The sequence below is a fragment of the Glutamicibacter sp. M10 genome, assembly GCF_025452055.1.
Lineage (GTDB): Bacteria > Actinomycetota > Actinomycetes > Actinomycetales > Micrococcaceae > Glutamicibacter.
Genome location: NZ_CP104918.1, coordinates 490,257 through 516,831, shown reverse-complemented (window position 1 = coordinate 516,831; position 26,575 = coordinate 490,257). Strand labels below are relative to the sequence as shown.

The following is a 26,575-nucleotide window of genomic DNA, read 5'->3' as shown; positions in this document are numbered from 1 at the left end:
CGCTTGACGTAAACGAGCTAACAGGAAAGAATTAGCTCGAGCGAACTTGTCTGCAACAAGTCTCCGTTCACAATCATCTCCGCACCGCACACTGTAACCGGCCCCCTGCTGGTAGATATGAGGATGGCACCATGGCTCAGGACAGCATTACGCCCCGAAAGATCATTCTGGATTGCGATCCAGGCCATGATGACGCGGTAGCCATGATCCTTGCCCACGGCAGCCCAGCCATTGACCTATTGGCAGTAACCACCGTGGCTGGAAACCAGACCCTAGATAAGGTCACCGCCAACGCGCTGGCCGTGGGAACTATCGCAGGTATCACCGGGATTCCATTTGCCGCCGGTTGCTCCCGGCCGTTGGTGCGCGAAGTTGAAACCGCAGCCGACGTTCACGGTGACTCGGGCATGGACGGACCAGAACAGCCCGAATCCACCATCGAGTTGGACTCGCGCCATGCGGTAGATGTCATTATCGATCTGGTGATGAGCCACGAACCTGGAGAAATCACCCTAGTGCCCACCGGCGCACTGACCAATATCGCCTTAGCTGTACGCAAAGAACCACGCATCGTTTCTCGTGTTCGCGAAGTGGTGCTGATGGGCGGCGGCTACCACACCGGTAACTGGAGTGCGGTTGCAGAATTTAACATCAAGGTTGATCCGGAAGCGGCCCACATCGTCTTTAACGAGAAATGGCCGGTAGTGATGGTGGGCTTGGACCTGACCCATCAGGCGCTGGCCACTGCCGAGGTCGTGGCGAGCATTGAAAACATCGGCACCGCCCCGGCAAAGTTTGTCCGCGAACTGATGGACTTCTTCGCTCAGGCCTACCGTGATCACCAGGGCTTCGACGCTCCGCCGGTCCACGACCCCTGCGCCGTCGCCTATGTCATTGACCCGCGGATCGTGCGGACCGTCAAGGCACCGGTGAACGTGGAACTGCGCGGAGATCTGACCTTAGGTATGACCGTTACCGACTTCCGCGCCCCAGCCGATGAGAACTGCAATACTTCGGTTGCGGTAGATCTGGACCATGACGGATTCTGGAACCTGGTCACCGACGCATTGGTGCGCATCGGCGAGGTCACACCCGGAAAGTAGAACAACTTGGCTCTAATGTGGGGCAAGTCAATGCTATTTGGGGCAAGACCTGCATAAACTGGTGTCACACGAAGATCAGGAGGCGTAATGGCAGGAAAAACACCACACCAGAACGTGACGTTCCCATCCTCGGGTGCGCAGGCACACGGCTACCTCGCAGTACCTGTTTCAGGCAAGGGCCCAGGGGTCATTGTCATTCAGGAATGGTGGGGACTAACGGACCACATTCGCGACGTGGCAGACCGTCTGGCAGCGCTCGGCTTTGTTGCGCTGGCACCAGATCTTTACGGCGGATCAATCACCCATGACGGGGAAGAAGCCGGGCAAATGATGTCCGAACTTCCCGAAGACAAGGGTGCAAAGCTACTGGCCGGAGCGGTGGATTACCTGCTGGCCAGCGAACATGTCACCAGCAAGAAGCTTGGCGCTATCGGTTTCTGCATGGGTGGCGGCTTTGTTCTGCAGCTCGCCGCGCAGCAGGGAGAAAAAATTGCGGCCGCCGTCCCGTTCTACGGGGTAGGTCAAGGTGTGCCCAACGATTTCTCCGGCGTACGCGCCGCGATCCAGGGGCACTACGCCAACTTTGACGAAATGTACCCGCCAGAACAGGCGCGAGTTCAAGAAGAACAGATCCGTGAGCAGTCGGGCGCTCAGGTGAAGTACTTCTATTACGACGCCAAGCATGCTTTCCACAATGACGAAAACACCGCGGGAAATTACGACCCTGAGCAGGCAGTTATAGCTTGGGAACGCGCCGTCGGCTTTTTACAGGATAAAGTGGCCTAAAGGCCATAAAGTGTTATCCATCACTTAACAGCATCACTCACAATAAAGGAGCACAATATGTCAGAAACCATCATCGTAGGTGTCGACGGTTCGGAAACCGCTCAGCGCGCAGCACGTCGTGCTGCTGAATTGGCATTGAAGCTCGACGCCGAATTGGTGGTCATCACCGCCCACGCATCGGATAATACCGAAGTTGTTTCCATCGGCTCCGATACCTGGATCCTGGATGACGCAGAGCAGGCTCGCAAGCTCGCACAGCGTGTAGCTAACGACGTGAAGAACGCCGTTCCAGGCGTGAAGATCACCGCTGCTGCCGGTCACGGCAAGCCAGGCGACGTTCTGATCTCCGACGCTGAAGACCGCAAGGCTTCGATGATCGTTGTCGGTAACGTTGGCATGAAGGGTCTGGGCCGAGTGCTTGGTTCCGTTGCTTCCTCGGTTGCTCACTCCGCACCGTGCGACGTTTTGGTTGTAAAGACCGACAAGTAAGTCCACTTCTGGCCTACTTATCAGGCGGGTACCGATTCTTCGGTGCCCGCCTGCGGTATTTAACCCGCTACAGCGTAGGCTTAAGGGGTGCAAAAACTTCGAATCGCCTACGCCGCCGGCGTCACCCCGGCAAATGGATGGATCGCTTCCAGGAGCGCTACCCGGACATGGAACTTAAAGCCTGGCGCCAGGACGAAGGATCGATTCTTGACCTTTTGGCCAACGACGAGGCCGACGCGGTCTTCGTGCGCTACCGCGGCGAGTCCCCAAAAGACGAAACCCGCCATGTGATCCCGCTGTATGAAGAACTCGAAGTGGTCTGTGCAGCTAAAGACCACGAGGTTGAATACTACGAGGAATCCATCCCTGCCAGTGTGGTGGAAGGCTTTGCGCAGTTAGACCTCGCAGACTACCCAGAAGCCGTGGGTGGCATCCCCACCGCCATGGAAGTAGTGGCCTCCGGCGCCCAAGTTTTGCGCGTTCCGCAGAGCATCGCGCGACTCTTTGCCCGCAAGGACGTAGTCAGCCGCTTCATCGAAGACGGTTCCCCGACCCAGGTAGGCATCGCCTGGCCATCATCGGTGGAAGACCCCGTACTCTTAGAAGAATTTATTGGGATTGTCCGCGGACGCCGCGCTAACTCCTCCCGCCAAGCCTCGGTGCGCAACGAAGAACAAAAAGCCAAGCGCATTAACGACAAGGCGAAGCTGGACGCCAAGGTCAAATCCCTGGCCGCTGCCAAACGGCAAAAGGAACTGGCCAAGAAGCAGGCGCGAAGCAATGGTGGCAAGCCGGGGCGCTCAGGCGGATCCAAGGGTCGCAAAAAACGCTAGGAACCTCTCGGGTGCATGGGTAGAGTGAAGTCATGAAGCAATTTGATACGCTCGCGCTGTCTGCGCGTGGCCCAGCACTGATCCTGACCATCGACCAGCCCAAATCGCTGAACGCACTGGCCCAAGAGGTGGTTAATGACCTCGAAGCCTTTGTTGACTGGTTTGAAACCACCGGTTTTGAATACCGTGGTGTGATCATCACCGGAGCTGGCGAGAAGTCCTTTGTTGCCGGCGCCAATATCGTGCAGATGAATGCGATGGACGCCCAGGGCGCCTTGGCGTACGGACGCCAAATGCACGCTGTGACCGAACGTCTAGAAGCCTTGCAGGTCCCGGTGATTGCAGCGGTCAACGGCTTTGCCTTAGGCGGCGGCTGCGAGTTAGCACTGGCCTGTGACTTCATTTACGCCTCCGAGAAGGCAAGCTTTGGCCAGCCAGAGGTCACCCTAGGTTTGGTGCCCGGCTTTGGTGGATCGGTACGCCTGCCACGTCGAGTTGGCAACGCGCTGGCCCGCGAACTAATCTTCACCGGCCGACGGATCAAGGCCGAGGAAGCGTTGCGCATCGGACTAGCTAACCGTGTTGTCCCGGCCGAGGAACTGATCGATCAGGCGGTGGCTACCATCGAGGAAATTGCCGCTGTCGCACCCACTGCCGTAGCCAATGCCAAGTCCGCGTTGGTAGCCATGGATGCACTGAACACTCATGACGCACTCGTGGTGGAAGGCGAATCCTTCCAGCGTGCCTTTGCTACCAATGACTCGGTTGAAGGCCGCTCAGCATTTGTGGAAAAGCGCTCGCCGAATTTCCCGGGCAACTAGTGTGATGCACTACGGGCCGCACCCGGATCAATACTTGCAGTTTTGCCAACCAGAGCACACCACGGCCCAGGGGGCGGTGATGATCATCCATGGTGGCTATTGGCGTGAAAAGTACCGTGCAGATCTAGGACTGCCACTGGCTCAAGACTTAGCGCAGCGTGGGATCCCCGCCTATAACTTGGAGTACCGGCGTGGTCCGGGAAGTGCGGCAAAGATGTTGGCCGATGCCAGGTTGGCGCTGGGGCTGATTAAAGAGGAAGGGCCGATCACCTTGATCGGCCACCCGCTGGAGCCCAGCTGGCTTGCGTATTGGCTGCGAGTGATCCTCGGGTGTCGCAGGTGATCAGTCAGGCAGGAGTGCTGGACCTAGAGTGGGCGCGCCGGCTAAAGCTCAGCGACGGGGCAGTGGATGAACTGTTGGCCGATGCACCTATGGCTATGTACAGTCCGGTGGAATTATGGCCAAGTACTGCCCGTGTCGTAATCTTTCATGGGCGAGACGATCAAGATGTTCCAGTGAAAATTGCTCGACTGGCTGCCGACAAAGCAGCGGCAGTGGGGCAGGAGTATCGCTTCGCACTGTTTGCCTCAGATCATTACACTTGGATTGATCCGCACAGTAGCCAATGGGCTGCCTGCGTGGCCGCCTTGTCACCCCTGCACTATTGAAGGAGCAGCATGAACCCGACCGTGATCGGTGAAGCACTGGTCGACGTCTTGGCCTCCGGCATTACCCTCGCCCAAGAATTTGTGGGCGGAAGCCCACTGAACGTCGCGGTATCACTGGCTCGTTTGGGTTATCCCGGAACGCTGATCTCCCGTTGGGGTGCTGACGATAAGGGCCGCAAGATCGAGGTCTATCTCGAAGAAAACAACGTGAAGTACATCGGTGGCGCCGATGACGAGGCCACCGTCATTGCCCACGGTATCTTGGACCCGGCCGGCGGTGCGGCGTTCGCGTTTAACGCTTACTGGCAGATGCCAACCATCGGCCCTGAGTTGCCTCAAGATGTTGAGCTGGTGCACACCGGTTCCATCGCTACCCTCTTTAGCCCAGAAGAGCTGTTGCCGTTGCTCTCGGCGGCCCGCACTCACGCGACCATCAGCTATGACCCGAACCTGCGCCCCTCGTTGGTGACCAACCATTCCCAGACCGTGGCCGAGGTGGAACGCTTTGTCGCGCAAGCAGACGTGGTGCGTGTTTCAGGCATCGATCTAAAGTGGATGTACCCGATGCGTTCGGTTAAGGAATCTGCGCGAGCCTGGCTAGACATGGGCCCGGCCATCGTTGTGTCCACCGCAGGATCACGTGGGTCTTGGGGCATCGTCCGGGCCGGAGATGCAGAATTTACCGCGGAACCTGTGGAAGTCACCGACACCGTGGGCGCTGGCGATACCTTCACCGCGGCGTTGCTGTGCTGGCTTGCCGAGCACGGCATGATCGGTGCATCCAACCGCGAAAAACTGGCCAAACTGCAGATCAACGAACTCTCGCAGGCCCTAGAATTTGCGGCCAAAGCATCGGCGGTCACGGTGCAACGAGCTGGCGCTAACCCGCCACGACGCGAGGAGCTCTAGGGTGATCAAGCTGATCGCCTCGGACCTGGACGGGACTATCGTTTCCCCGGACGGGACCATTTCCGAGCGTACTCGACGCGCATTCTTAGACGCTCGAGAAGCCGGAATCCAGATCGTATTTGTCACCGGCAGACCCTTTCGCTGGCTAAGTCCGATCATCCAAGCCTTTGGTGGCTTAGGCACGGTGATCTGTTCCAACGGCGCGGTGCTCTACGACTTAGAACAAGACGAAGTGATCTGGTCACGCACGCTCAGCGCTGCTTTGGCACGTAAAGCTGCAGAAATCATTTTGCAGGTGGACCCGGAAGCTAGCTTTGCCGCCGAAACCACCAAGGGCTTGCACCTCTCGGACGGTTTTGCCGAACCCCATCACCGACTTGATGACTGTGCGGAATTGGATCTAACGTCGGATGAAATTGATCAAGAAGGCATCGTTAAGTTCCTAGCTCGCTCAAGAAAACTGACGATGGATGATTTTTATGCTGCGGTGCAGCCTGAATTACATCAACTAGTATCAATCACTCATTCGGCTTTTGACGTTTCCCTTTTAGAGATGGCCCACGTGGATATCAACAAAGCCAAGACGTTGAACGAGTATTGCCAACGCTTGGGTATCACCCCTGATGAGGTTATGGCGTTTGGGGATATGCCCAACGATATTCAGATGCTCGAATTTGCCCAACATGGCTACGCCATGGCTTCGGGGCACCCGACCACGTTGGCTTGTGCCCGCTACCAAGCACCATCCTTTGCCGAGGATGGCGTCGCCCAAATCATTGAGGGACTACTGAAATGACTTTCGCTTTTGCACACCGTGGTGTCCGCACCGGGGATGAAGAAAATACGCTCATCGCTTTCCAGCGTGCAACTGCCTTGGGCGTGACCCATTTGGAATCAGACCTGCATGCCTCAGCCGATGGCACCGTGTTCCTGTTCCACGATGAGACCTTGGATCGGGTCACCAATGCCAGCGGAAAATTTGTTGAGCGCACCGACGCAGAATTGGCTGAAGTCCTTGCTGGTGGTCAGCCGTTATGCACCCTGGATGAGGTGCTGGATGCTTTCCCTGAAGCTATCTTCAACTTGGATGTCAAAGATGATCTGGTCATTGGACCACTGGCGGAATTGATTGAACGCCGTGGGGCGCACGAACAAATCGCGATTGCCGCATTCCAAAGTGCGCGCACCCACGCGGTGCAACATCTGCTCTCAGCACCCATCAAGCGCTCGCCGGGACGCCGGGAAATCACAGTGATGTGGATCAGCGCCCATCTTTTAGGCTGGGTACCTAAGAAGCTGGTCAAGGGGTACTGGGCCGTTCAGATTCCATTTAAGCTACACGGACTGCCGGTGGCTACCAACCGCTTCACCAAGGCCATACAGCGCGCCGGAGCGCAGGTGCACGTGTGGACCGTCAACGACGAACCAATCATGAGGTTATTGGTTGAACGCGAAGTTGACGCGATTATTTCCGATGAGGCTGAGCTGCTGATGAAGGTTCTGGAAGCCTAAAGCAGTCAGCAAAAAAGGTTTAGGTAGAAATCCGCACGAGAGTTCACCGGCCTATTTGCTAGGCGGATCTACTTGCCTGCCCCGAGGGTGCAGTGCTTGAGCGTATGTTGATTCATTATTTCCGTTTCTGGCTCAAAACCTATTCCTGGCGCTGTTGGAAGAGGCAAGGTGCCCTCGGAGCTAAGCAGAGCTTGATGCGGCGCATGCCATGAATGCAGTTGCACTTCCCAATCGAGGAATGGAATTTCCAGCTCTGGTCGAATGTGCCCGTCTTCAAGACGCACTGGTGGATCCAGAGCAATGATCTGCGCGCTGGCTAGAAGTGCTGGTCCGAAGTAGAAGCAATGGGGAATGACGTGCACGTTGAGTCTTCTACCGGCTTCGCGCACCTGCAACATTGCACTGACTCCACCGATCTTGCCGATGCTTGGCTGGGCAAACTCTAGGGCACCGCGCGCCATGTCATTGATGAGGCCATTGGTACCTGAGTGATTCTCACCTGCGGAAACATTGCTGAATTCGGAATTCAGTGCTTGCAGTGACTGCGAATCATCTGGTGGGAAAACTGGTTCCTCGATCCACAAGAGGTTCATGTCGGAAAGCTGTTCAAAAGCCGCACGGGCCTCCGACAATTTCCATTTGCAGTTCACATCGACCATCAACGGGTAGTCTCCGACGGCCTGCCGTGCTGCCTGAATTGCTGGTCTCGAGGATTCGTGTAATTTGAATGCCTTGAATCCACGGGACATAGCGCGGGAAAGGTGGAAGGAAACCTCTCCCGGGTCCTCGGCGTAATGAACCAGCGATGCATAGGCGTTGATCTCGTGGCGAGAATTGGCATTAATGTACTCACGCAGGGTTTTGCCGGCCCGCTTCGACGCAATATCCCATAGCGCGATGTCGATAGCAGACAGCGCATATTCAACAGGACCACTACGCCCGAATGCATGAAAGGCGTATTCCGCGGCGGGAAGACACTCGTCCAACTCAGTGCTTCGCCCCAAGAAGAAGGGCGCCACAATATGCTCAAGTGCTGCCCACGTAGCTGGATTCGCCTTGTGCCCAAAGCCTTCACCCCAACCGACAAGTCCCTGGACGGTCGTGATTTTTACGATCAAGGATTCCATCTGGGTGAAAGCCCGCGATGATGCATTGAAAGTATCGATTGATTCCGCATTGGAATCTTCTGTTTTGCGACGCATCGCGTCAAATGGCAGCGAAATTAGATAGAGTTCTATGGACTCAACAATGTCCTTAAATTCGCTTCTGACCTGAGACAATTTATGAATCCTTCATTGAATCACTGATTTTTCTGGAGGGCACCCTTGAGGCCCGAGAGTTGGCATTGAGGATGTAAGCGCCACTACTGCAACTCATCTTACGAATGTGGTTGACCTCACGTTGGTCTTTAGTTTAGCGTTATGGAACAGAGATTGGAAAGCGCATTCCAACGTGTGTTGGCGAAGCATTTCTTAAAGCAAGGAGTCAGTCATGTCGGTCCCGATTCGCAAGGGGCACCCTAGCGTTCTGATGAAAGGAGGTGATGGCCAGTGAGCGCCATTGCCGAGTTGCAAAGCCTGAGTAAGAGTAAAGGTAAGAAGGCTCCTGCAAAAGATAACAAGGCCGCCCATATCTTCCTGATTCCATGGACGATAGGGCTCTTCCTGGTCACTTTGGGACCGATGGCGATGTCCTTATATCTCGCTTTTACGGACTACAACCTGTTGCAGTCACCGGAATTTACCGGGTTTGCAAACATCGAGCGGATGTTGGACGACCAACGACTGCATAATTCGCTGCGTGTGACCTTTACCTACGTTCTTATCGGTGTCCCGCTGCAACTTGCAGTTGCCCTCGCTGTTGCAATCTTGCTGGACCGGGGAATGCGCGGACTATCGTTCTACCGATCCGTTTTCTACCTCCCATCAATGCTCGGCTCGTCAGTAGCCATCGCAGTGTTGTGGAAGCAGATCTTTGGAACGACCGGCCTGGTCAACCAGATGCTCGAACTTGTAGGGATCCAAGGTATTGGCTGGATTTCGGATCCGAACACATCGCTTGGAAGCCTGATCCTGCTGAACGTCTGGACCTTCGGATCACCCATGGTGATCTTCTTGGCTGGATTGCGCCAAGTTCCTGCCATGTACTACGAAGCCGCGTCCATTGACGGCGCATCCAAGTGGCGTCAGTTCCGGAGCATTACGCTCCCGATGATTAGCCCGATTATCTTCTTCAACCTCGTTTTGCAGATCATCGGAGCTTTCCAGAACTTCACCCAAGCCTTCATTGTTTCCAACGGTTCGGGCGGACCGGCCGACTCCACGATGTTCTTCACTCTGTATCTGTATCAGCAAGGCTTCAAGCAATTCGACATGGGATACGCATCGGCCATGGCCTGGCTCTTGGTCCTCATCGTCGGCGCTTTTACCGCCGTGAACTTCTTAGTTTCAAAGTATTGGGTGTTCTACGATGACTAATCAAACTTCGGTACCGCAGTCAGAAGATCTTGAACAAACTCCGCAAGATCATGCTCTCGACGAGGAAAAGATGATGGGCCAGAACCTGCCGGTCGGCGGAACTGATGCCACCGGGCGCAGGGTTAAAGGCCATCGGCCAAAGGCGCGCACACCGCTTCGTTCCGTCGTAAAACACACACTGTTGCTGCTGGCCGCAGGGGTAATGATTTACCCGCTGTTGTGGATGGTAGCCAGTTCTTTCAGGCCTAATGATCTGATTTTCCGCGAAGCTGGCCTCGTCATTTCGCAGGTAGATTGGAACAACTACCCCAATGGTTGGGACGCCCTTTCTGAGCCGTTCAGCAAGTACCTGCTGAACTCGGCCGTCCTGGTCATTGGATGCATCGTCGGAAATCTTGTTTCGTGTTCAATGGCCGCTTATGCCTTTGCCCGACTTGAGTTCAAATTCAAGAAGATCATGTTTGTGCTCATGCTGATGACCATCATGCTTCCGATTCACGTGATCATCGTGCCGCAGTACGTCATGTTTTCTCAGATCGGATGGGTCAACACCTTCTGGCCGATTATCGTCCCGAAGCTGCTGGCAACCGACGGTTTCTTCATCTTCCTCATGATCCAGTTCATTCGAGGTATCCCTAAAGATATGGACGAAGCTGCCCGTATCGACGGTGCCGGACACCCCCGGATCTTCCTGCAGGTCATCTTGCCGCTGATGGTTCCAGCGTTAGCGACCACAGCGATTTTCACCTTCATCTGGACCTGGAGCGACTTCTTCACTTCCTTGATCTACCTGACCAATCCAAGCAATTACACGGTGCAGGTGGCATTGAACGCCTTCATTGATTCAACGGGTGAATCGAACTGGGGAGCCCTGTTCGCCATGTCGATCGTTACGCTCGTCCCGGTCTTCCTAGCATTCCTCTTCGGTCAAAAATATCTGGTCAAAGGCATTGCTACTACCGGCATCAAATAAGGAAGAGATTGGCCCGGCGTTTCAGACTCCGGGCCAATCGCATCTTGTCATCTCGGCAAATACTGCAGCACCTAGCTAAGGAGAAAACTGATGGGAACAACAACACGTAAGCGCTACGTGCTGATCGGGGCCGGGAACAGATGCGAAATGTACATCACCTCAATCCTTGGCGACCACAGCAACGTAGCTGAATTGGTTGCCTTAACGGATACAAACCCAGGCCGGGTCGAGTACTACCAAGACGTTGTCGAGCAGAGCTTTGGGGAACGCTTGGGCTCCTTCGACCCCGACGAGCTGGATTCATTCATCCGCGAAAATTCCATTGATCGGGTCATCATCACGACGCCGGACTATACCCACGCCGCCCTGATTTGCACCGCCATGTATGCGGGGGCCGATGTCATTGTAGAGAAGCCGCTGACCATCGATGCGGCGAGTACCGCGCGCATAGCGCAAGCCGTAGACGATACCGGTCGCGAGGTGATCGTCGCTTTTAACTATCGTTACTCACCGCGAAATACGGCGTTGAAAAAGGCCATTGATGATGGACTGATCGGTCAGGTGACGTCGATAGATTTCAGCTGGATGCTCGACACCGTTCACGGAGCTGACTACTTCCGTCGCTGGCATCGACTCAAGGAGAATTCCGGCGGGTTACTGATCCACAAATCTAGTCATCATTTTGACCTCGTCAACTGGTGGCTTGATGATTCGCCTCAGAGCGTTTTTGCTGCCGGCGGCCTCAAATTTTATGGCCCAAAAACGCCGCTGCGCGAGGACTGCAGACCCACGAACGCGGCACGCATGAGCTAAGCGATCAAGAGCCCTTTGATCTGGACTTGCGTAGTGACGAACGCTTAGAGAAGTTGTACTTGGCTAATGAACATTTGGATGGTTACCGCCGCGATCAAGGCGTTTTTAATGGGCAAATTTCCATTGAAGACAATCTGAGCCTGACCGTTCAATACGACAAAGGCACCATTCTTTCCTATTCGCTTAATGCGCACAGTCCGTGGGAAGGATACCGAGTTGCGATCAACGGAACCGAAGGGCGTCTGGAACTTGATGTAGTTGAGCGGGCGGCGGTCCTACCGGCCTCCGGCGGCCGTCCAGTTGATCCCTCTTACAACGACGATGGTCAGAGCAGCAAAGTGCGTTCCAAGGGGGAACGGCTCATACTTCAACGCCACTGGCAAGAAGCGGAAGAAATTCCCATTATCAATTCCGAAGGTTCGCACGGTGGAGGCGATAAGCTTCTGCTTCAAGAACTCTTCCAGGGCCAGCAAGTTGACGGATATTCGCGGCAGGCCGGATTCCTTGATGGCGTACGAGCGATTGCGGTGGGAATCTGCGGGAACACTTCTTTGGAAACAGGCGAGCTAGTGAACGTGCGTTTTGCTGGACTGGGCGTTAATTTCTCAGCTGTCGACAAGGCTCAGGTGTAATTGAATCCATGCGTGAAAAGGTAATTATTACCGGCGGTTCAGGTCGCCTCGGGCGGTCGGTTGTCGATGGTTTTGCAGCCGCAGGCCATGAAGTTATTTCACTGGATCGGGGATTGCCCGAGGAACCAGTGGCCGGCGTTGACTACCGCAGTATTGATCTACAAGACGCCGAAGCAACACAGACACTATTCAAAGAAATCAACCCCCAGGCAGTCGTCTCGTTGGCGGCCATGGCCGTTCCGTTCATGGCCCCTGAAGAGGTGCTTTTGCAGACCAACGCTACGATTGCGCACAACGTCACCTCTGCAGCCGTAGAGTCAGGTGCGACGCGGGTGGTCTTGGCCTCCAGCCCTTCGATTATGGGCTACGGATCTCCCGGTGGGTGGGTCCCTGAAAAGCTTCCACTGGACGAAAATGAAACGCCGAGACCCTGGCATGCTTATGGACTATCCAAGTTTGTGGCAGAACAGATCGCGGCAATGTTCGCGGCCAAGTTGGGTCCCGAGAGCCCGGTGAAATTTGTGTCGTTCCGCCCGTGCTTTGTGATCGCAAAAGAAGAGTGGGAGGGAGCGCTGACCCAACAAGGCCACACCGTGGCCGAGCGTTTGGCGGATCCAACGCTATCGGCGCCGGCGCTGTTCAATTATGTCGATGCCCGCGACGTTTCGGACTTCTTGCTGCTACTTATTCAGCGATTTGATCGCGTCAACAGTGGCGATGTTTTCTTCGTCGGTGCCCAGGATGCCATGGCTACACGTCCACTGGCGGAAATCATTCCAGAGATCTATCCGGAACTCGCAGAGTTGGCACAAGAACTGACTGGGCAGAGCCCGGCCTTCAGTATCCAGAAAGCACGCGAGGTGATCGGTTGGGAACCAAAGCGAAGCTGGCGAACTGAACTCAAGATCAAAGTCTAGGAAATTTGAGTAAAGACAAACCGGTGAGTACGAGGATTTTCTCTCCTCGTACTCACTGGTTTTCTTCTTCGCGACGTTATCGTTGCAGTACTTGGGGCCTGGGCAATCCATTGATTATTGTTGCTGGCCACTGTGGATCGACGCTCAGCACTTCAATGTCACCCGAATCCGTGAGCAGCATGGTGTCCTCAACCTTGAACATGAGGCCATCGCGTTCTGCACTCGGATTAAATGCGAACGCTTGATTCGGCTGAAAGACGTCGACAGACTCAGGTGAGAATCGGGGATCCCGTCCGTTATATCCGGCTATTCCTCCTTGATGATGTCGTGTCCATTCATCCTCATCAAATCCGTGGGCCGGGTATGCCTGCTCAATGGCGGGTAGTAGTTCGCCCAGTGCTTTGCCGTGTGCAATACCGCGAATGATCTCTGCCTCAACCTTAAGAATGTCAGCTTCACCAGCAAGCTCCTGCGCCGTTGGCGGGGCATAGCGGACCCAGCGCGTGAGATTAGCAATCAGGCCGTGGCGCCTGACGCACAGTACAGCCATCGCCTTTCGGCCCAACGGGGCCATTGTCGGCAATGGGTGTCGATACTGGACACGAGTGGAGCCACTGACCAGTGCCACGAGCACATCTCCACCCAGCGCAATTGCACCGGCTGAAAGGTGGGCTGCGACGGCATATTCGGAATCGTCACTGGAAGTTTCAGCTAGAACCTTAGTCATCACCGAAGCGGTGTCTTGGCACAGCCGGCGGTAGCGGTCTACTTCTGCTAGGGACAAAGCCGAGCGCAGGGCACGAAGCTCCTGATCGATCTGGGCCTCGGCAAGAATATTCCAGTCACTGGCCTCGGGGAACCACGAACTGATGTTATCCAGCGGCTCATACCACTTGGTGACATGGATCGTCAGCTGGTTCTGACCCGTGACTTCTTCATCTTGGATTCGCTGAGCTTCACTGATTGATGTAGCAAGTTCGCATCCGCGTGCATGAACCAGAACCGTGAGGATCGGGGGAGCGGCCAGCGAAACATGCGTGCGCGCACCGTCAAGGAACCACGCAAGCGATGCGGGAGTGGACAGCAACAATGCTTGCGCACCCTGATTATGGATGATTTCCATCAGCTGAGCATGTTTTTTCGTGTACCTACCGGCTACCGCTGTACGCATATTCGATCCTCCTATTTTTCTGAACCGATTTCTTGGTACAGCGCAGCGACGTCCGCTGCCTCTACGCGACCATCAGTGACCAAAATTCGAACTCGACGAGTCGCGGAGTCTCCGGGTTCCAGAACCACCGGCGAATTCCAAGCCAGAGAACTTCCCACACCGGGATAACTGGAGCTACGAACAAACCACGGGTCACCGTCGTTGCTGCAGAAAACGAGAGTTGCTGCACCGTGCTCAACTCCGCGTTGCGCCAAACTGACCGATTCTGAGGAGAATTCGGCACTGAAGGCTAACCATGGGCTCAGTGAGCCATGGACCTGATCCTCACCTGTTGCGTCTTGGGTAAAAATTGCTGGGCTATCAGCTTTTGGTAGCCTCCAGAAGAAGCCGCCGTATCCGCCATTAACCCGCCCGTTGGAACCGGGAGAGCCCAGAGAAACCGTTTGGTCTCGTGCGCAGAGACTAAAAGTGAAATCCATGATCCAACCCGAGATTCCGGTGGGCTCGTGGTTAAAGGCGCGCACGTTCACAGCGCGTTTTTCGTCGAGCAATATTTGCTGATCATGGCCAACCCACTCCAGGTGCGAAGAGTGAGAATTTCCGCTGGGGGCAAATGAATTTGAAACGGTTCGAATATGCCCATGGTCTTGTCGCCACACATAACGCGAGTCAGCTCGTGTATAGGTTCGGCCACCCCAAAAGTTATTTCCGTTAACGTCCTGCAGCGCCACCCCGACACCGAGGTGCCACGAGTGATCCAGAGGCTGCTGGTCGCTGATGTGCACCCCACCAAATGTTTTCAACTCATCTAAGAAAGGACGCGGTGAATTGCTCCGGGAAATATCCTCGCCCGTGCGCAGCTTTGCAACGGTCAGCTTCTGCGCAGTCGCAGGATTCTCAAGGGTCAGTTGGCCGCTGATCGAGGCATCGGCTGCCCAGGGAGCACCGAGTGAGGCAAAGTCTGATTGGGCAGCGACGGCACGGTTGATGAAATGCTCGATATCTGGAATGACAGGGTGAAATTCTTCGTCAGCACCAGTAGGTATAACGTGTTCTGCGCGGATAGTAGTGGGGGTGGGAGAAATGCGTATCTGCTCAAGCACCCGCATGAAGGCGCCAGCAGATTCCAGTGAGCTCAGCAGTGTCGCTTCTGTTCCGCGGCGCACGTTCACGAGATTTTCTAAGAGGTTGGTGCGCTCAAAAACTTCAGTAGTCTCCGGGCGCCCGGACTCCGTGTTGGGGCGGATGACCAGTTCATCGCGCGTGTAGTACAAGATTGCAGAGCCTTCGGTCCCGTAGACGGTGATCCATGGATCTTGTTGCTCCTTGGCGCAGACCGTCAACGCAGCGACTACCGGGATTCCGGTGCGCGTCTCCAGCCGAACAACAGAAGTGTCATCTGCTTCGATTTGATGAGCATGGTACAAATCGGTGGCAACCGAGACAACATCCTCAGATCTCTTCGCACCAGCAATCCGCAGTGCGCTGGCGACAGCATGAGCCAGAGGATTGGTCACCACACCGTCAGCGATTTCGATTCCGTTCAGTACTCGGTGCCCAGCCCACGGTGAGCGGTTGTAGTAGCCGGTGGTGCGCACCCAATTTCCGCTGGCGCCTACCGCGCGAAGTGCACCAATAGGCGAATTTTTGTTGTTGTCCTCGAAAAACTCTTCCACGGCTTTTAACGCGCGAGAACCTAAAGCTTGGAAACCTACCTGGACGTTGATATTGGCCTCATGTGCGGCATAGAACAGTGTTTCGTACTGCTCTAGTGTCGCCGTGGGCGGCTTTTCAAGGTACAAGTCCGCACCGGTTTCTAAAGCTTTCATGGCCAAGTCGGCATGGGTGTTGATCGGTGTTGAAATGATGACGATGTCCGGCTTTAGACCTGTTTTCAGAAAATCATCAAAGGTACTGAAAATTTGCGTCTTTTCTCCGCGAACAAGGCTGCCAGGATCCTTGGGGTCAACGCCGGCAAGAAAGGAAATCTTTTCCTCCTCGACAAGACGATGAATGTTTGTCAGATGCTGGCGTCCGAAACCATTAAGGCCGACCAGCACCACCGCTGGTGTGGTTGACGGCAAAGCGGAATTGGTGCCGGTGACAGCCGCTACGGTGGTTTGCTGGTTCATGGTGCCCTTCTTGGAATCGTCGAAGTCAGATCAGTTTATGGCGCTCGCCGGATGGATGCCTGCAGCTTGCTCAAGATGGGGCAAAACTAGCGACTCATAACGTTGAGACATGGTGGCAAGAGTCAGGTGAGGATCTTGTGAATTGATCTCATCGTTAAAGATCTCCACTTCCACTGGTCCCCGATAGCCGGCCCGGGCAACCCAGCGGGAGATCGTTGCGAAATCAATATGTCCATCGCCCATCATTCCGCGTGATTGCAGTGCATTGCTGGCGATAGGCAAGTTGAAGTCGCAAACCTGGTAGCTAACCAAACGGCGTTCGAGACCAGCCCGCTGAATTTGCTGCTGCAACTGCGGATCCCAGAAGACATGGAAGGTATCAACAACAACTCCTACGGCTTCGGCCGGGTGAGCGGTGGCCAAGTCGAGAGCTTGGCCTAGGGTCGAGAGCACAGCCCGGTCCACCGCATACATGGGGTGTAGTGCTTCGAGCACGAGGCAGACGCCGTGTTCTAGCGCCAGCGGAACCAACTGATCCAAGCTGCGCGCAACTCGGTCGCGAGCGGCGACGATGTCTTTGTCGGCAGGATCGCCAGAGCCCCCGAGAATGTGCGCCGCCGAGGGCAAGCCGCCAACAACCATAATTAGGTTGCGCGCGCCGATCGTGGCGGCCTCTTCGATAGCTTTCTGGTTGGATTCAAGCGCCTCTTGCTTAGTCCGTGGCGAAGCCCCGGTGAGAAAGCCGCCGCGGCACAGGGTACTGGCCTGAAGCCCGCCTTCTCTGATGATGGTTGCTGCACGTTGCGCACCGCCAACTTCTTCAATCAAGTGTCGCCATGGACCGATGTGCGTCAGACCCGCACGGGCAGCTGCCTCCACCGCCTGATGCAGGTTTAGTTTGGGGGTGGTTCCGGTGTTCAGCGATAATTCGAAGCTCATGAGACTCCAGTCAGCGTTTGGGTGGTTACGTTGACGCCGTAGACAGCTAGGAGCTGTTCCATGCGTTCGGCTGCCAGGTGTGGGTTCAGTAGCAGTCCGGCGGTATCGGCGAGCACGAAGGTACGGATCAGATGCGGGAGCGAACGTCCTGCCTGAAGGCCGCCAATCATCTGGAATCCGGCTTGGTGGCCGTTGAGCCATGAAAGGAAGGCAATTCCTGTTTTGTAGTAGAGCGTGGGTGCGCTAAAAATATGCAGTCCTAGTTCCCTAGTGGAATCCAAAATTGCGCGTCCGCGTTGCGAATCTTCTGCGTCAAAAGCCTGCATAGCCGTTGAGGCTGCGGGGTAGATGGCCGCAAATATTCCTAGCAAGGCATCTGAATGTAGTTCGCCGTCACCCTCGATCAGCTCCGGGTAGTTGAAGTCGTCCCCGGTGTAGAGCCTGACCCCTGCAGGAAGTGCAGCACGAAGTTGTTTCTCATGCTCGGCATCGAGCAGTGAAACCTTCACGCCATCAATCTTGTGGGCGTACTTGTCCAAGATTGATTGGAAGATTGAGGTGGCTTCGGCCAGATCGGTGGTGCCCCAGTACCCGGCCAGTTCTGGATCGAACATTTCACCGAGCCAGTGCAAGATGACCGGTTCTTGAGCAGCTTCCAGCACAGTTGAATAGACCTGGAGGTAATCGTGTGAGTTGCGCGCTGCCTTAGCGAGGGCGCGTGAGCACATCACAATAGATTTTGATCCGGAGCCTTCTACTAAGCGCAGCATTTCCAGGTAGGCATCGGTGACCAACTGCAACTGTCCGGGCTTAATGGAGTTAACCGTTAGCTGATCCGTTCCTACGCCGCAGGCGAGGATATCACGAACCGTCAGGCCGCCCAGTGCTGGGTAGCGGTTTTCTGCGATGACCGTGGCAGCCTCGTGGGCTGAACGCGTGATCAGCTCGCAGGTGGCTGCATAGTCCAAGCCCATGCCACGTTGTGCGGTATCCATTGCATCCGCGACGCCTAGTCCGTAGGACCAGAGCTCGTGGCGGTAGGCCAAGGTGGCATCCCAATCGATAATCGCCGGCGCTCCGGGGGTGTTATTTGCCCCCATCTGCGGGATGACGTGGGCCGCGGCGTAGACCTTGCGGGAGACAAAGGGGGCGAGCGGGCGTGTGAAGTCCCCTGGACCTTTGAGGGTGTAGGTGAACGACTGGCCATGTTCATCGATCAATCCGAGTTCCGGAAGATTGTTCTCGTTCATAGCGTGATCTCCGGAATGTCCAGCGTGCGTCGCTCGGCTGCGGACTGCAGGCCCAAGCTGGCCAGTTGCACGCCGCGGGCTGCGGAGAGCAAACCGAATTGGTGCTCTCGACCGGCAGCAACGTCACCGAGGAAGTCTTCCCACTGCAGCTTAAATCCGTTATCCAAGTCCGCGTTGGCTGGAACTTCGAGCCATTGGTCGCGGAAGGATTCAGTGACAGGCAGATCTGGATTCCATACGGGCTTAGGTGTGTGGGCTCGTTGCTGGGCCACACACTTGTTCAATCCTGCAACAGCGGAACCGTGGGTTCCGTCAATCTGGAATTCGACAAGTTCGTCGCGGTACACACGCACAGCCCAGGAAGAATTGATCTGAGCGATGACCGGGTCACCTGCCGGTGTCTCAAGTTCGAATATTCCGTAGGCGGCATCGTCTGCGGTAGCAGTGTAGGGCTCGCCCTGCTCGTCCCAGCGGGTTGGGATGTGGGTGGCGGTCGTGGAGGTCACCGTCTTGACGCGGCCGATGATTCCTTCCAGTACGTAGTTCCAGTGGCAGTACATGTCGGTGGTCATGGACCCGCCATCGGCCAGCCGGTAGTTCCACGATGGGCGCTGGGCTTCTTGGATTTCTCCTTCGAAGACCCAGTAGCCGAACTCGCCACGCAGGGACAAGATTCTTCCGAAGAATCCTTCGTCCACAAGGCGTCGTAGCTTGACCAGCCCTGGCAGATAGAGCTTGTCATGAACTACGCCTGCGGTAATTCCTTTGGCTTTGGCCTGACGGGCTAGATCCACCGCATCACTCAGGGTTTCCGCTGTGGGCTTCTCGGTGAAGATGTGCTTGCCCGCTGCGATGGCCTTGGACAGGGTGTCGTATCTCAGCGAGGTCATCGATGCGTCAAAGATGATGTCGACAGTGGGATCATCAATCAGCGAATCGAGGTCGGTGGTGTAGTGCTCCACCTGATGTCTGTTTGCCAGCTCGCGTAGTTTGTCTTCATTTCGACCGACGAGTATCGGTTCAACGGTGAGTTTGGAACCGTCAGCTAGCGTGATGCCGCCTTGGTCGCGGATGGGCAAGATGGAACGCAGCAGGTGCTGTCGATAGCCCATGCGACCGGTGATGCCGTTCATGGCAATTCGGAGAACTTTGGTATTTGTCACGAGATACTCCTCGGCTAAAAAATGAGAGGGGAAACAATTTCGGGAATGCGCTTTCCACGATAGTGATGCAAATTTAGGGTGTCAACCATCACGGGCTTTGAGGGATAAGCTTGTCCCAGCTTGTCGTGGACGAAAAGGATTTCAGATGGCTATTCGACTGACTGATGTCGCTAATGAGGCGGGAGTTTCATTGGCGACTGCTTCGCGTGTACTCAATGGATCAGCCCGCAAACCGGCGGCCGAAATCTCGGATAGGGTCCGTGCTGCGGCGGAGAAACTTGGGTATTTTCCTAACGCGCAAGCGCAAGCGCTTGCCCGAGCCTCAACAAAGCTGATCGGGCTGGTGGTCCGTGATATCGCAGACCCCTATTTCTCAACTATTGCCCGAGGCGTCCAGCGAGGCTTGGGGGATAGTGGCACCCAGCTGCTGTTGGCCAGCACCGATTCTGATCCCGAGCGAGAGATCGAGGCGGTGAAGGCATTTATGTCTCAGCGCACCGACGCAATCATTCTTTCCGGATCAAGGGCATTATCCGAAGATGATGGACTGTTGCGCTTGATCGAGAGCTACCAGGACAACGGTGGCCAAATTGTTGTTATCGGTCAGCCACTCGCTAGCACCGGTGGAATTCATGTGGATAACGAGACCACGTCTGAGAACCTCGCCGGTGAACTTATCCGCGCAGGTCACCGCAAGTTTGTTGTGCTTGCAGGCGATGAAAATCTACTGACTTCTCGGGGCCGTGCTCAGGGTTTCATGGCGAAGCTGAAGCGGACGGGACTTGTTGCGGTAGACGTGATTCACGGGGCATTCTCCCGCGAGGGCGCCTATATGGCCATGAGTGATTACCTGAAAGGGTGCGAGGCAACGGAGCCGCGGGAGCAGGTCTGCGTTTTTTGCGTTTCCGACGTGATGGCACTGGGCGCTATTCGCGCCATTCGAGAAAGCGGACTTCGGGTACCGCAGGATATTGCCGTGGTGGGGTTTGACGACATTCCCACCCTGGTGGACGTCACCCCCTCGATTAGCACCGCGCGATTGCCGCTGGAGGAAATTGGCCGATGGGCCGGTGAGATGGTGTTAAGCCACGGGGACGCGCGCAAAATGGTTGTTACTGGCACTCCGGTGTTGCGTGAATCATCGGAACTCCGCGCGGAAAATCGGTAATACCGAACCTGCATGATGCGATGTTCAAATGTAATTGATGGATTCGACCTCTGCTCTTGACTCGTGACTGGGGTCACAATTAGATTGTTTGGGAAGCGCTTTCCGCAATGTTGATCGGCAGGGTCAATTGTTGAAACTTCGCTCTTATCGGCCCACTCAAGGAGGAGACCCATGGACCAGCAGGACAACTCAAGAAAAAGTCGGCAGAAGTTCGGTGCACGTCTGAGCAAGTCCGTAGCCATTGCCGCCGTTGCCGCTCTGGCGCTAACTGGTTGCGGTGGCAGCAGTGGTGCTGAAAGCGCGGACGGCAAGAAGATTCTCCGCTTTTCTTGGTGGGGATCCGATACGAGAGCCCAAGCCACGAACAAGATCATCGAAGCTTTCGAAGCAGAGAATCCCGATATTGATGTCCAGGGAGAATATTCGGACTGGAGCGGTTACTGGGACAAACTGGCTACCCAGGTTGCTTCCAACGATGCTCCTGACATCATCCAGATGGACGACAAGTATCTTCGCGAATACGCGGACCGCGGCGCTCTACTGGATCTGACCGGGGTTGATGTCTCCAAGTTTGAAGAGGTTTCCATTCAAAACGGAACCACTGACGATGGTCTGGTCGGCATTACTACCGGCATCAATTCCTTCACCCTGACGGCCAATCCTAAAGTTCTGAAAGAAGCTGGTCTAGAAATCCCCGACGATAAGACCTGGACCTGGGACGACTACCGGAAGATCACCGAAACCGTCAGCGAGAAAGCAGAAGGAAAGTACGGCGCCGAAGCTCCCAACGAACCGGCTGGACTGCAGACCTGGCTGCGCCAAGACGGCAAGCATCTCACCGGCTCTGACGGCAAGCTCGGATTCAGCGCAGAGGATCTCACAACTTACTTCCAGCACCATCGAGACCTGTTGGACGCCGGCTCTTACCCTAAAGCCTCGGTATTGGCAGAAAACCAGAATGCCGGGCCTGACCGCTCGATGACTGGTACCGGAACCGCAGCTTTTGGCATGTGGTGGAGCAACCAGCTAGGTGGCTTGTCGGCCGCGGTTGGCTCGGATCTTGTCCCGTTGCGTTTGCCTAGCAGCACGGGCAAAGCCGAAGACAACGGGCTCTGGTACAAATCATCGATGATGATGTCAGGCTTCGCGCGCACCAAGCACCCGGAGGAGACCAAGAAGTTCATTGACTTTATGGTCAACTCGCAAGAAGCCGGTGCGCTTAATCAAATGGACCGCGGATTGCCAGCGAATCTCGACGTTCGTAAAAAGGTAGTTGCCGATTTGGACTCAGTCGAAACGGCCTCCGCGAAGTTCGTCACGAGCCTAAAGCCAGAGCTGAAGGGTACAGAGTCGATTCCACCGATGGGCTTCAGTGCCGTTCAGGACATCCTCTATCGCTACGAGATGGAAGTGTTCTTCGAGCGACAGAGTGTTGCCGATGCAGCACAAAACGCATTCAAGGAAATCGAAACCGCAGTATCCCAGTAATTAAACGACTAATGGGCCCCGAAAGAGGGCCCATTAGTCGTTTAATCTATTGAAGATCCAGCGTTGCCAAAACGGCTGGAGCGTTTTCGCGCAACTTTTCATCGTCGGCATCCAGCAGTAGGCGTAGCCAGGTCTCGTGCTGAGACAGCGGAGCAACCAGGCACGCTGGATCGATCAGATCGTAAAGCTCATCGGCAGTGCCATAGGCGGCAAACTGATCCAGGTAGGCGAACAAGGCCTGCATGACCCGCTCATCACCCGTGTCACAATTCCACGCCTCGGTCATTGCTTCAAGCGCAGTCTTCAGCGAGGAGAATGGGTGGGCCCAGTGCGCTGATGACAAATTCAAGATGCGACCGTGTTCCCCAGCTTCACCGGGAACTACTACCTGGGTCAGATCAAAGTTTCCGTGCTCAAGGCTCAGCGGTACCGGTCCCTCGTGGAGTGTGGCGCAGGCGCTGGTGAGCTGATCAATGTGTCCAGCCAAGCGATCCGCGTGGGCCCCATCAATGTGCAGTGGGTGATCTACTGGCAAGGAAACATGCATCATGAGCGCTTGTTCAAACTGCTCTGGCAGGAACTGAGGATCAACTACGGTCACACCGGAGTCAAAAATTCGTCTTCGCGACCCATAAGGGCTACTTGGAAGGAACCCAAGGAGGACAAAGCCATCTCCCAGTGCTCCACCGAGTCACCCAGATCAGCAAGGCAGTGGCCAAAGTCGGGGCAGAGCATGTAGCCGGCGCTACGGTCAACGGCCAACGGCATCACCACGCGGTCGGGCAAAAACTGGCCGGCCGCCACGGTGATCGCTGGCTCAGCGGCCAGCCCGGGCGCGTTGGCGCTGAAAATCAGATCGGCGGCGTCGGTCTTCACCGAGGCCTGAATCTGGTGCAATTGGGCAGGCCAGAATTCCGGGGAGCGGTGCGCTTAATCCCGTAGGACTCGCAGGCCGAGTCGATCCATGCGGCGGTCGACTCACGCCAGGTATCGCTGTTGAACAAATCTATCCACTGTGCCACGTTCTTATCGTAGTATGTCGATGCAAACGCGTTCACTTGCTACCGTATGGACTACGGCTAGTAATTTGCTCCTCTTTCGAAGGATTTCGATCGTGAACGCTTATCGACCTGAGTACCGACACCGTGATTACAAAGCCGTCCTCTTTGATCTGGATGGTGTAATCACCCCGACGGCCTTGCTTCACCGCAAGGCGTGGCATGAACTTTTCACTGCCTTTTTTGACAAATTTCCGGGCGTGGCCAGCTACACCGACCAAGACTATTTCAGCTTGCTCGACGGACGCCCGCGCTATGACGCGGTCCAAGCCACCCTTGCTTCTCGCGGAATAGAACTGCCCTGGGGCACCGTGGATGATCCTGCCGGTCAAGATACGGTCTGCGCCTTGGGCAATATGAAAAACGACAAGTTCACCGAAGTGCTGGTGCGCGACGGTATCGAACCCTATGCAGGTTCCGTAGCCTTCTTACGCCAGGTGCTCGACGCCGGGCTAGATGTGGCCGTCGTGTCCTCTTCACGAAATGCTCGGATGGTGCTTACCGCCGCGGGCCTTGATGAGCACTTCCCGTTGGTGATGGGCGGACAAGAAGCCGCAGCCCGCTCGTTGGCCGGCAAACCAGCTCCGGATACTTTCTTGGCTGCCGCCGCTGATTTAGGCTGGCGTCCCGAAGAGTGCGTGGTCATTGAAGATGCCACCAGTGGTGTGACCGCGGCACGCGCCGGAGGCTTTGGGGTCATCGGCGTAGCCCGTGAAGATAACGAAGAAGAGCTGCTCGCTGCCGGCGCGCACTTTGTGATTGAAGACCTCGCCGAGCTGACTACCGAAGATTCGGCGCAAGCCTGGGATACCGATTCCTGGTCGCTGCTACGCGATGAGCAGCGCGACTCCGATGGGGCTCAGGACACCGTTTTCTCCCTAGGCAACGGATTCCTCGGTGCGCGTGCAGCCCAGCTGGGGCTGGGGGACCAATCCGGGGGCACGTTCATCAATGGACTGCATGAGGCATGGGAGATCCGGCACGCAGAAAGTGCCTTCGGCCTAGCCGAAACCGGGCAGACCATGATCAGCGCCCCGGACTTCAGGACTCTTCGCGTTTTTATTAACGATGAGGCCCTTGAAGTAGGGCGTACCGAAATGCTGAACGATGAGCTGCGCCTGGACTTCCGCGACGGCACCCTGTGCGCACGCACACTGTGGCGCACTGCAGAAGGTCACCGGGTGGCTGTGATGGCTCGCAGCATGATTTCCTTTACCGACAGGCACCTAGCCCTTCAGGATGTCCACGTACGCCTGCTTGATGCTCCAGCACGAGTACTGGTGCAGTCTTCGGTGATTGGTTATAGCTCCCAGCGGACCGTAGCCTCCCTGAAGAGACCGATGCCTCCAAGGCTGGCGTGCCCGATCCGCGCAAGAGCGAGGAGGCTAGCGTCAACGCGCTACACCCGGCCGGACACTCGGTGCATGGCTCCAGGCTTGGAGTCTCATACCAGGTTCCTGGTTCCGGGATGTCGGTGGCGGCGGTCGTTGAGCACCAGGTGAGCACCACAGGCGGCGCAGAGCAAGAACTGCTCATCACCCGCAGCAGCGCCGACGAGCGTGCTGATGAGGTCATCAGCGCCCGTCTGGAAGCAGGACAAGGAATCCGCGTCTCGAAGTTTGCGGTGTACAACTGTTCGCGCCGCCACCCGGCACAAGAAATGTTGCTACGTTCGGATCGAGCCTTGGACCACCTGGTAGCCCAGGGCATGGACGAGCACCTACGCACCCAGCGTGCGTTTATGGCGGACTACTGGGAACGCAGTGATGTGCTGGTGGATTGTGATGACACCAGCATGCAGCGCAAGATCCGCTGGAACTTATTCCAGCTGGCGCAAGCTGCCGGGCGTGCTGACGGTTTGGGCATCAGCGCCAAGGGCGTGAGCGGTAACGGTTATTCCGGGCACTATTTCTGGGATACCGAAATCTATGTAATGCCGTTCTTGACCTACACCAACCAACAGTGGGCTCGTAATACACTGCGTGCCAGGGTCGCGATGATTCCGGCCGCCACACGCAGAGCCAGCATCATGAATGAAGCCGGTCTGCTCTTCCCATGGCGCACCATCAATGGTGAAGAGGCCAGTGCCTACTATCCTGCGGGCACCGCGCAGTATCACATCAATGCGGACGTCGTATATTCACTGAATCGCTATTTGAGCGTGATGGAGGACGACGAGTTCCTACTTGCCGGCGGCGCCGAGATCTTGGTCGGCACCGCTCGCATGTGGGCCTCACTTGGTTTCTGGCGTGGCCACGAAGGCAACGAACGATTCCACATCCACGGTGTGACCGGCCCGGATGAGTACACCGCGGTAGTTAATAACAACCTGTACACCAATGTCATGGCCCGCTTTAACCTTCGCCGCAGCGCCCAGCTGCTGACCGAGCTCTCCCAGCGACGTCCGGCGCACTACGCCAAGCTCGCTGAGCAATTGGGTCTAGAAGCGGACGAGATTAGCCTGTGGCTCAAGGCCGCGTATTGCATGCATATTCCGTATTCGGAATCGGTAGGCATTCACCCGCAGGACGAGCACTTCTTAAACCGTGAAGTGTGGGATCTGGAAAACACCGGCCCGGATAAGCGTCCACTATTGCTGCACTATCACCCGCTGGTGATCTACCGCTTCCAGGTAATCAAGCAGGCCGATGCGGTGTTGGCACTGTGGTTGCGTTCTAGTGATTTCACCGCTGAGCAAAAGCTTGCCGACTTTAATTACTATGACCCACTGACTACCGGTGACTCCACGCTCTCGGCCACGGTGCAGTCGATTCTGGCTGCCGAGGTGGGTTACCGAGAACTGTCGTGGGAGTACTTTGAGCATGCACTGAATGTGGATCTTGAGAATCTGCACGGCAATACTGGAGACGGGGTGCACGTGGCCTCCACCGGTGGTGTGTGGTCCGCGCTGATTTATGGTTTTGCTGGACTTCGTGATGACGATGACCGGCTCTGCTTTGACCCGCGTCTGCCAGAAAGCTGGCGTTCAATCAGTTTCTCACTGGCTTGGCACGGCATGCGCATTGCGGTGCGCTTGGAAAGTGAATCTATCGAGTTCACGCTAGATGGGGCTCATTCACGTCCCATCTGGGTCCGCGGTCAGCAGATAGACCTGATTCCTGGCGAGTCGATCACCATTGCGCTAGCTGACCAAGGCCCGGTACGTCAGGGACGTCCGACCTTGGAAAAGGTACTTGAAGTCCAAAGCGAGGCCGGAGTCGATGTGCCACGCAAGGCTTGGTAGCACCTCTCTTTAGGTAAAAATGTGGCTA

At 56.0% G+C, this 26,575-nt stretch carries 25 protein-coding genes and 1 pseudogene; 18 read left to right on the top strand and 8 right to left on the bottom strand.

Annotated features, from left to right (window positions below):
- Positions 1–131 precede the first annotated feature (131 nt).
- The 10 genes from N6V40_RS02550 (at position 132) to N6V40_RS02505 (ending at position 7,122) form a co-directional block, all read left to right on the top strand.
- Entirely contained in the window at positions 132–1,103 is a 972-nt protein-coding gene (locus tag N6V40_RS02550) for a uridine-preferring nucleoside hydrolase UriH (protein ID WP_131089678.1), read from the top strand.
- Positions 1,104–1,190: 87 nt separating this feature from the next.
- A complete protein-coding gene (locus tag N6V40_RS02545) occupies positions 1,191–1,889 on the top strand; it encodes a dienelactone hydrolase family protein (protein ID WP_131089679.1) in 699 nt (232 codons plus the stop codon).
- A 57-nt stretch (positions 1,890–1,946) separates the two neighbouring features.
- Positions 1,947–2,378 (top strand): universal stress protein, encoded by a 432-nt coding sequence (locus tag N6V40_RS02540; RefSeq protein WP_131089680.1) that lies wholly within the window; start codon positions 1,947–1,949, stop codon positions 2,376–2,378.
- Between the two features lie 137 nt (positions 2,379–2,515).
- Entirely contained in the window at positions 2,516–3,211 is a 696-nt protein-coding gene (locus tag N6V40_RS02535; RefSeq protein ID WP_262198841.1) for a LysR substrate-binding domain-containing protein, read from the top strand.
- A 32-nt stretch (positions 3,212–3,243) separates the two neighbouring features.
- Complete coding sequence (locus N6V40_RS02530; protein ID WP_131089682.1) at positions 3,244–4,032, top strand: enoyl-CoA hydratase/isomerase family protein; 789 nt, start codon at positions 3,244–3,246, stop codon at positions 4,030–4,032.
- A 79-nt stretch (positions 4,033–4,111) separates the two neighbouring features.
- On the top strand, positions 4,112–4,375 hold the full coding sequence (locus N6V40_RS02525; protein WP_262198838.1) for an alpha/beta hydrolase family protein: 264 nt from the start codon (positions 4,112–4,114) through the stop codon (positions 4,373–4,375).
- The gene (locus N6V40_RS02520) at positions 4,372–4,701 is read left to right on the top strand and encodes a hypothetical protein (RefSeq protein WP_262198837.1); all 330 of its coding nucleotides are present in this window, start codon (positions 4,372–4,374) and stop codon (positions 4,699–4,701) included. Before N6V40_RS02525 ends, N6V40_RS02520 begins: the two co-directional genes overlap by 4 nt.
- Positions 4,702–4,710: 9 nt before the next feature.
- Complete coding sequence (locus tag N6V40_RS02515; protein WP_262198835.1) at positions 4,711–5,610, top strand: carbohydrate kinase family protein; 900 nt, start codon at positions 4,711–4,713, stop codon at positions 5,608–5,610.
- A 1-nt stretch (position 5,611) separates the two neighbouring features.
- Positions 5,612–6,406: an HAD family hydrolase gene (locus tag N6V40_RS02510; RefSeq protein ID WP_131089685.1), complete on the top strand. Its 795-nt coding sequence runs from the start codon at positions 5,612–5,614 to the stop codon at positions 6,404–6,406.
- On the top strand, positions 6,403–7,122 hold the full coding sequence (locus N6V40_RS02505; RefSeq protein WP_131089686.1) for a glycerophosphodiester phosphodiesterase family protein: 720 nt from the start codon (positions 6,403–6,405) through the stop codon (positions 7,120–7,122). The genes N6V40_RS02510 and N6V40_RS02505 overlap by 4 nt, the downstream gene beginning before the upstream one ends.
- 68 nt (positions 7,123–7,190) lie before the next feature.
- Here the strand turns inward: N6V40_RS02505 and N6V40_RS02500 are convergent, their stop codons facing one another.
- Entirely contained in the window at positions 7,191–8,402 is a 1,212-nt protein-coding gene (locus tag N6V40_RS02500) for a mandelate racemase/muconate lactonizing enzyme family protein (protein ID WP_131089687.1), read from the bottom strand.
- A gap of 270 nt (positions 8,403–8,672) precedes the next feature.
- On the opposite strand from N6V40_RS02500, the gene N6V40_RS02495 reads away from it, so the two are divergent.
- The 4 genes and pseudogenes from N6V40_RS02495 (at position 8,673) to N6V40_RS02480 (ending at position 12,934) form a co-directional block, all read left to right on the top strand.
- Positions 8,673–9,599 carry a carbohydrate ABC transporter permease gene (locus tag N6V40_RS02495; protein ID WP_131089688.1) on the top strand — a complete coding sequence of 309 codons (927 nt, stop codon included), beginning with the start codon at positions 8,673–8,675 and terminating at the stop codon, positions 9,597–9,599.
- Positions 9,600–9,672: 73 nt separating this feature from the next.
- Positions 9,673–10,572, top strand: coding sequence for a carbohydrate ABC transporter permease (locus tag N6V40_RS02490; protein WP_131089875.1), 900 nt, complete (start codon positions 9,673–9,675; stop codon positions 10,570–10,572).
- Positions 10,573–10,662: 90 nt separating this feature from the next.
- Positions 10,663–12,017, top strand: a pseudogene (locus tag N6V40_RS17565) (Gfo/Idh/MocA family protein).
- A gap of 8 nt (positions 12,018–12,025) precedes the next feature.
- Entirely contained in the window at positions 12,026–12,934 is a 909-nt protein-coding gene (locus N6V40_RS02480) for an NAD-dependent epimerase/dehydratase family protein (protein WP_207306491.1), read from the top strand.
- Between the two features lie 76 nt (positions 12,935–13,010).
- Here N6V40_RS02480 and N6V40_RS02475 read toward each other — a convergent pair whose 3' ends face one another.
- From N6V40_RS02475 to N6V40_RS02455, 5 genes are read right to left on the bottom strand one after another with little or no spacing between them, the layout of a single operon-like run.
- Positions 13,011–14,105, bottom strand: coding sequence for a M24 family metallopeptidase (locus tag N6V40_RS02475; protein ID WP_207306492.1), 1,095 nt, complete (start codon positions 14,103–14,105; stop codon positions 13,011–13,013).
- Positions 14,106–14,116: 11 nt separating this feature from the next.
- On the bottom strand, positions 14,117–16,237 hold the full coding sequence (locus N6V40_RS02470; protein WP_131089690.1) for a DUF6807 family protein: 2,121 nt from the start codon (positions 16,235–16,237) through the stop codon (positions 14,117–14,119).
- Between the two features lie 30 nt (positions 16,238–16,267).
- A complete protein-coding gene (locus N6V40_RS02465; RefSeq protein WP_131089691.1) occupies positions 16,268–17,176 on the bottom strand; it encodes a sugar phosphate isomerase/epimerase family protein in 909 nt (302 codons plus the stop codon).
- Positions 17,173–18,426, bottom strand: coding sequence for a dihydrodipicolinate synthase family protein (locus tag N6V40_RS02460; RefSeq protein ID WP_131089692.1), 1,254 nt, complete (start codon positions 18,424–18,426; stop codon positions 17,173–17,175). Before N6V40_RS02460 ends, N6V40_RS02465 begins: the two co-directional genes overlap by 4 nt.
- Complete coding sequence (locus N6V40_RS02455; protein WP_131089876.1) at positions 18,423–19,559, bottom strand: Gfo/Idh/MocA family protein; 1,137 nt, start codon at positions 19,557–19,559, stop codon at positions 18,423–18,425. The genes N6V40_RS02460 and N6V40_RS02455 overlap by 4 nt, the downstream gene beginning before the upstream one ends.
- 175 nt (positions 19,560–19,734) lie before the next feature.
- On the opposite strand from N6V40_RS02455, the gene N6V40_RS02450 reads away from it, so the two are divergent.
- Entirely contained in the window at positions 19,735–20,757 is a 1,023-nt protein-coding gene (locus N6V40_RS02450; RefSeq protein ID WP_131089693.1) for a LacI family DNA-binding transcriptional regulator, read from the top strand.
- Between the two features lie 171 nt (positions 20,758–20,928).
- Complete coding sequence (locus tag N6V40_RS02445) at positions 20,929–22,245, top strand: ABC transporter substrate-binding protein (protein ID WP_131089694.1); 1,317 nt, start codon at positions 20,929–20,931, stop codon at positions 22,243–22,245.
- 46 nt (positions 22,246–22,291) lie between these two features.
- Here the strand turns inward: N6V40_RS02445 and N6V40_RS02440 are convergent, their stop codons facing one another.
- Positions 22,292–22,846 (bottom strand): SDR family oxidoreductase, encoded by a 555-nt coding sequence (locus N6V40_RS02440; RefSeq protein WP_262198826.1) that lies wholly within the window; start codon positions 22,844–22,846, stop codon positions 22,292–22,294.
- On the bottom strand, positions 22,843–23,142 hold the full coding sequence (locus N6V40_RS02435) for a hypothetical protein (RefSeq protein ID WP_262198824.1): 300 nt from the start codon (positions 23,140–23,142) through the stop codon (positions 22,843–22,845). The genes N6V40_RS02440 and N6V40_RS02435 overlap by 4 nt, the downstream gene beginning before the upstream one ends.
- Positions 23,143–23,359: 217 nt before the next feature.
- Here N6V40_RS02435 and N6V40_RS02430 point away from each other — a divergent pair, with 217 nt between their 5' ends.
- Both N6V40_RS02430 and N6V40_RS02425 read left to right on the top strand, forming a co-directional pair.
- A complete protein-coding gene (locus N6V40_RS02430) occupies positions 23,360–24,805 on the top strand; it encodes an HAD-IA family hydrolase (protein ID WP_262198823.1) in 1,446 nt (481 codons plus the stop codon).
- Positions 24,802–26,547 (top strand): glycoside hydrolase family 65 protein, encoded by a 1,746-nt coding sequence (locus N6V40_RS02425; RefSeq protein WP_262198821.1) that lies wholly within the window; start codon positions 24,802–24,804, stop codon positions 26,545–26,547. The genes N6V40_RS02430 and N6V40_RS02425 overlap by 4 nt, the downstream gene beginning before the upstream one ends.
- Positions 26,548–26,575: the final 28 nt, after the last annotated feature.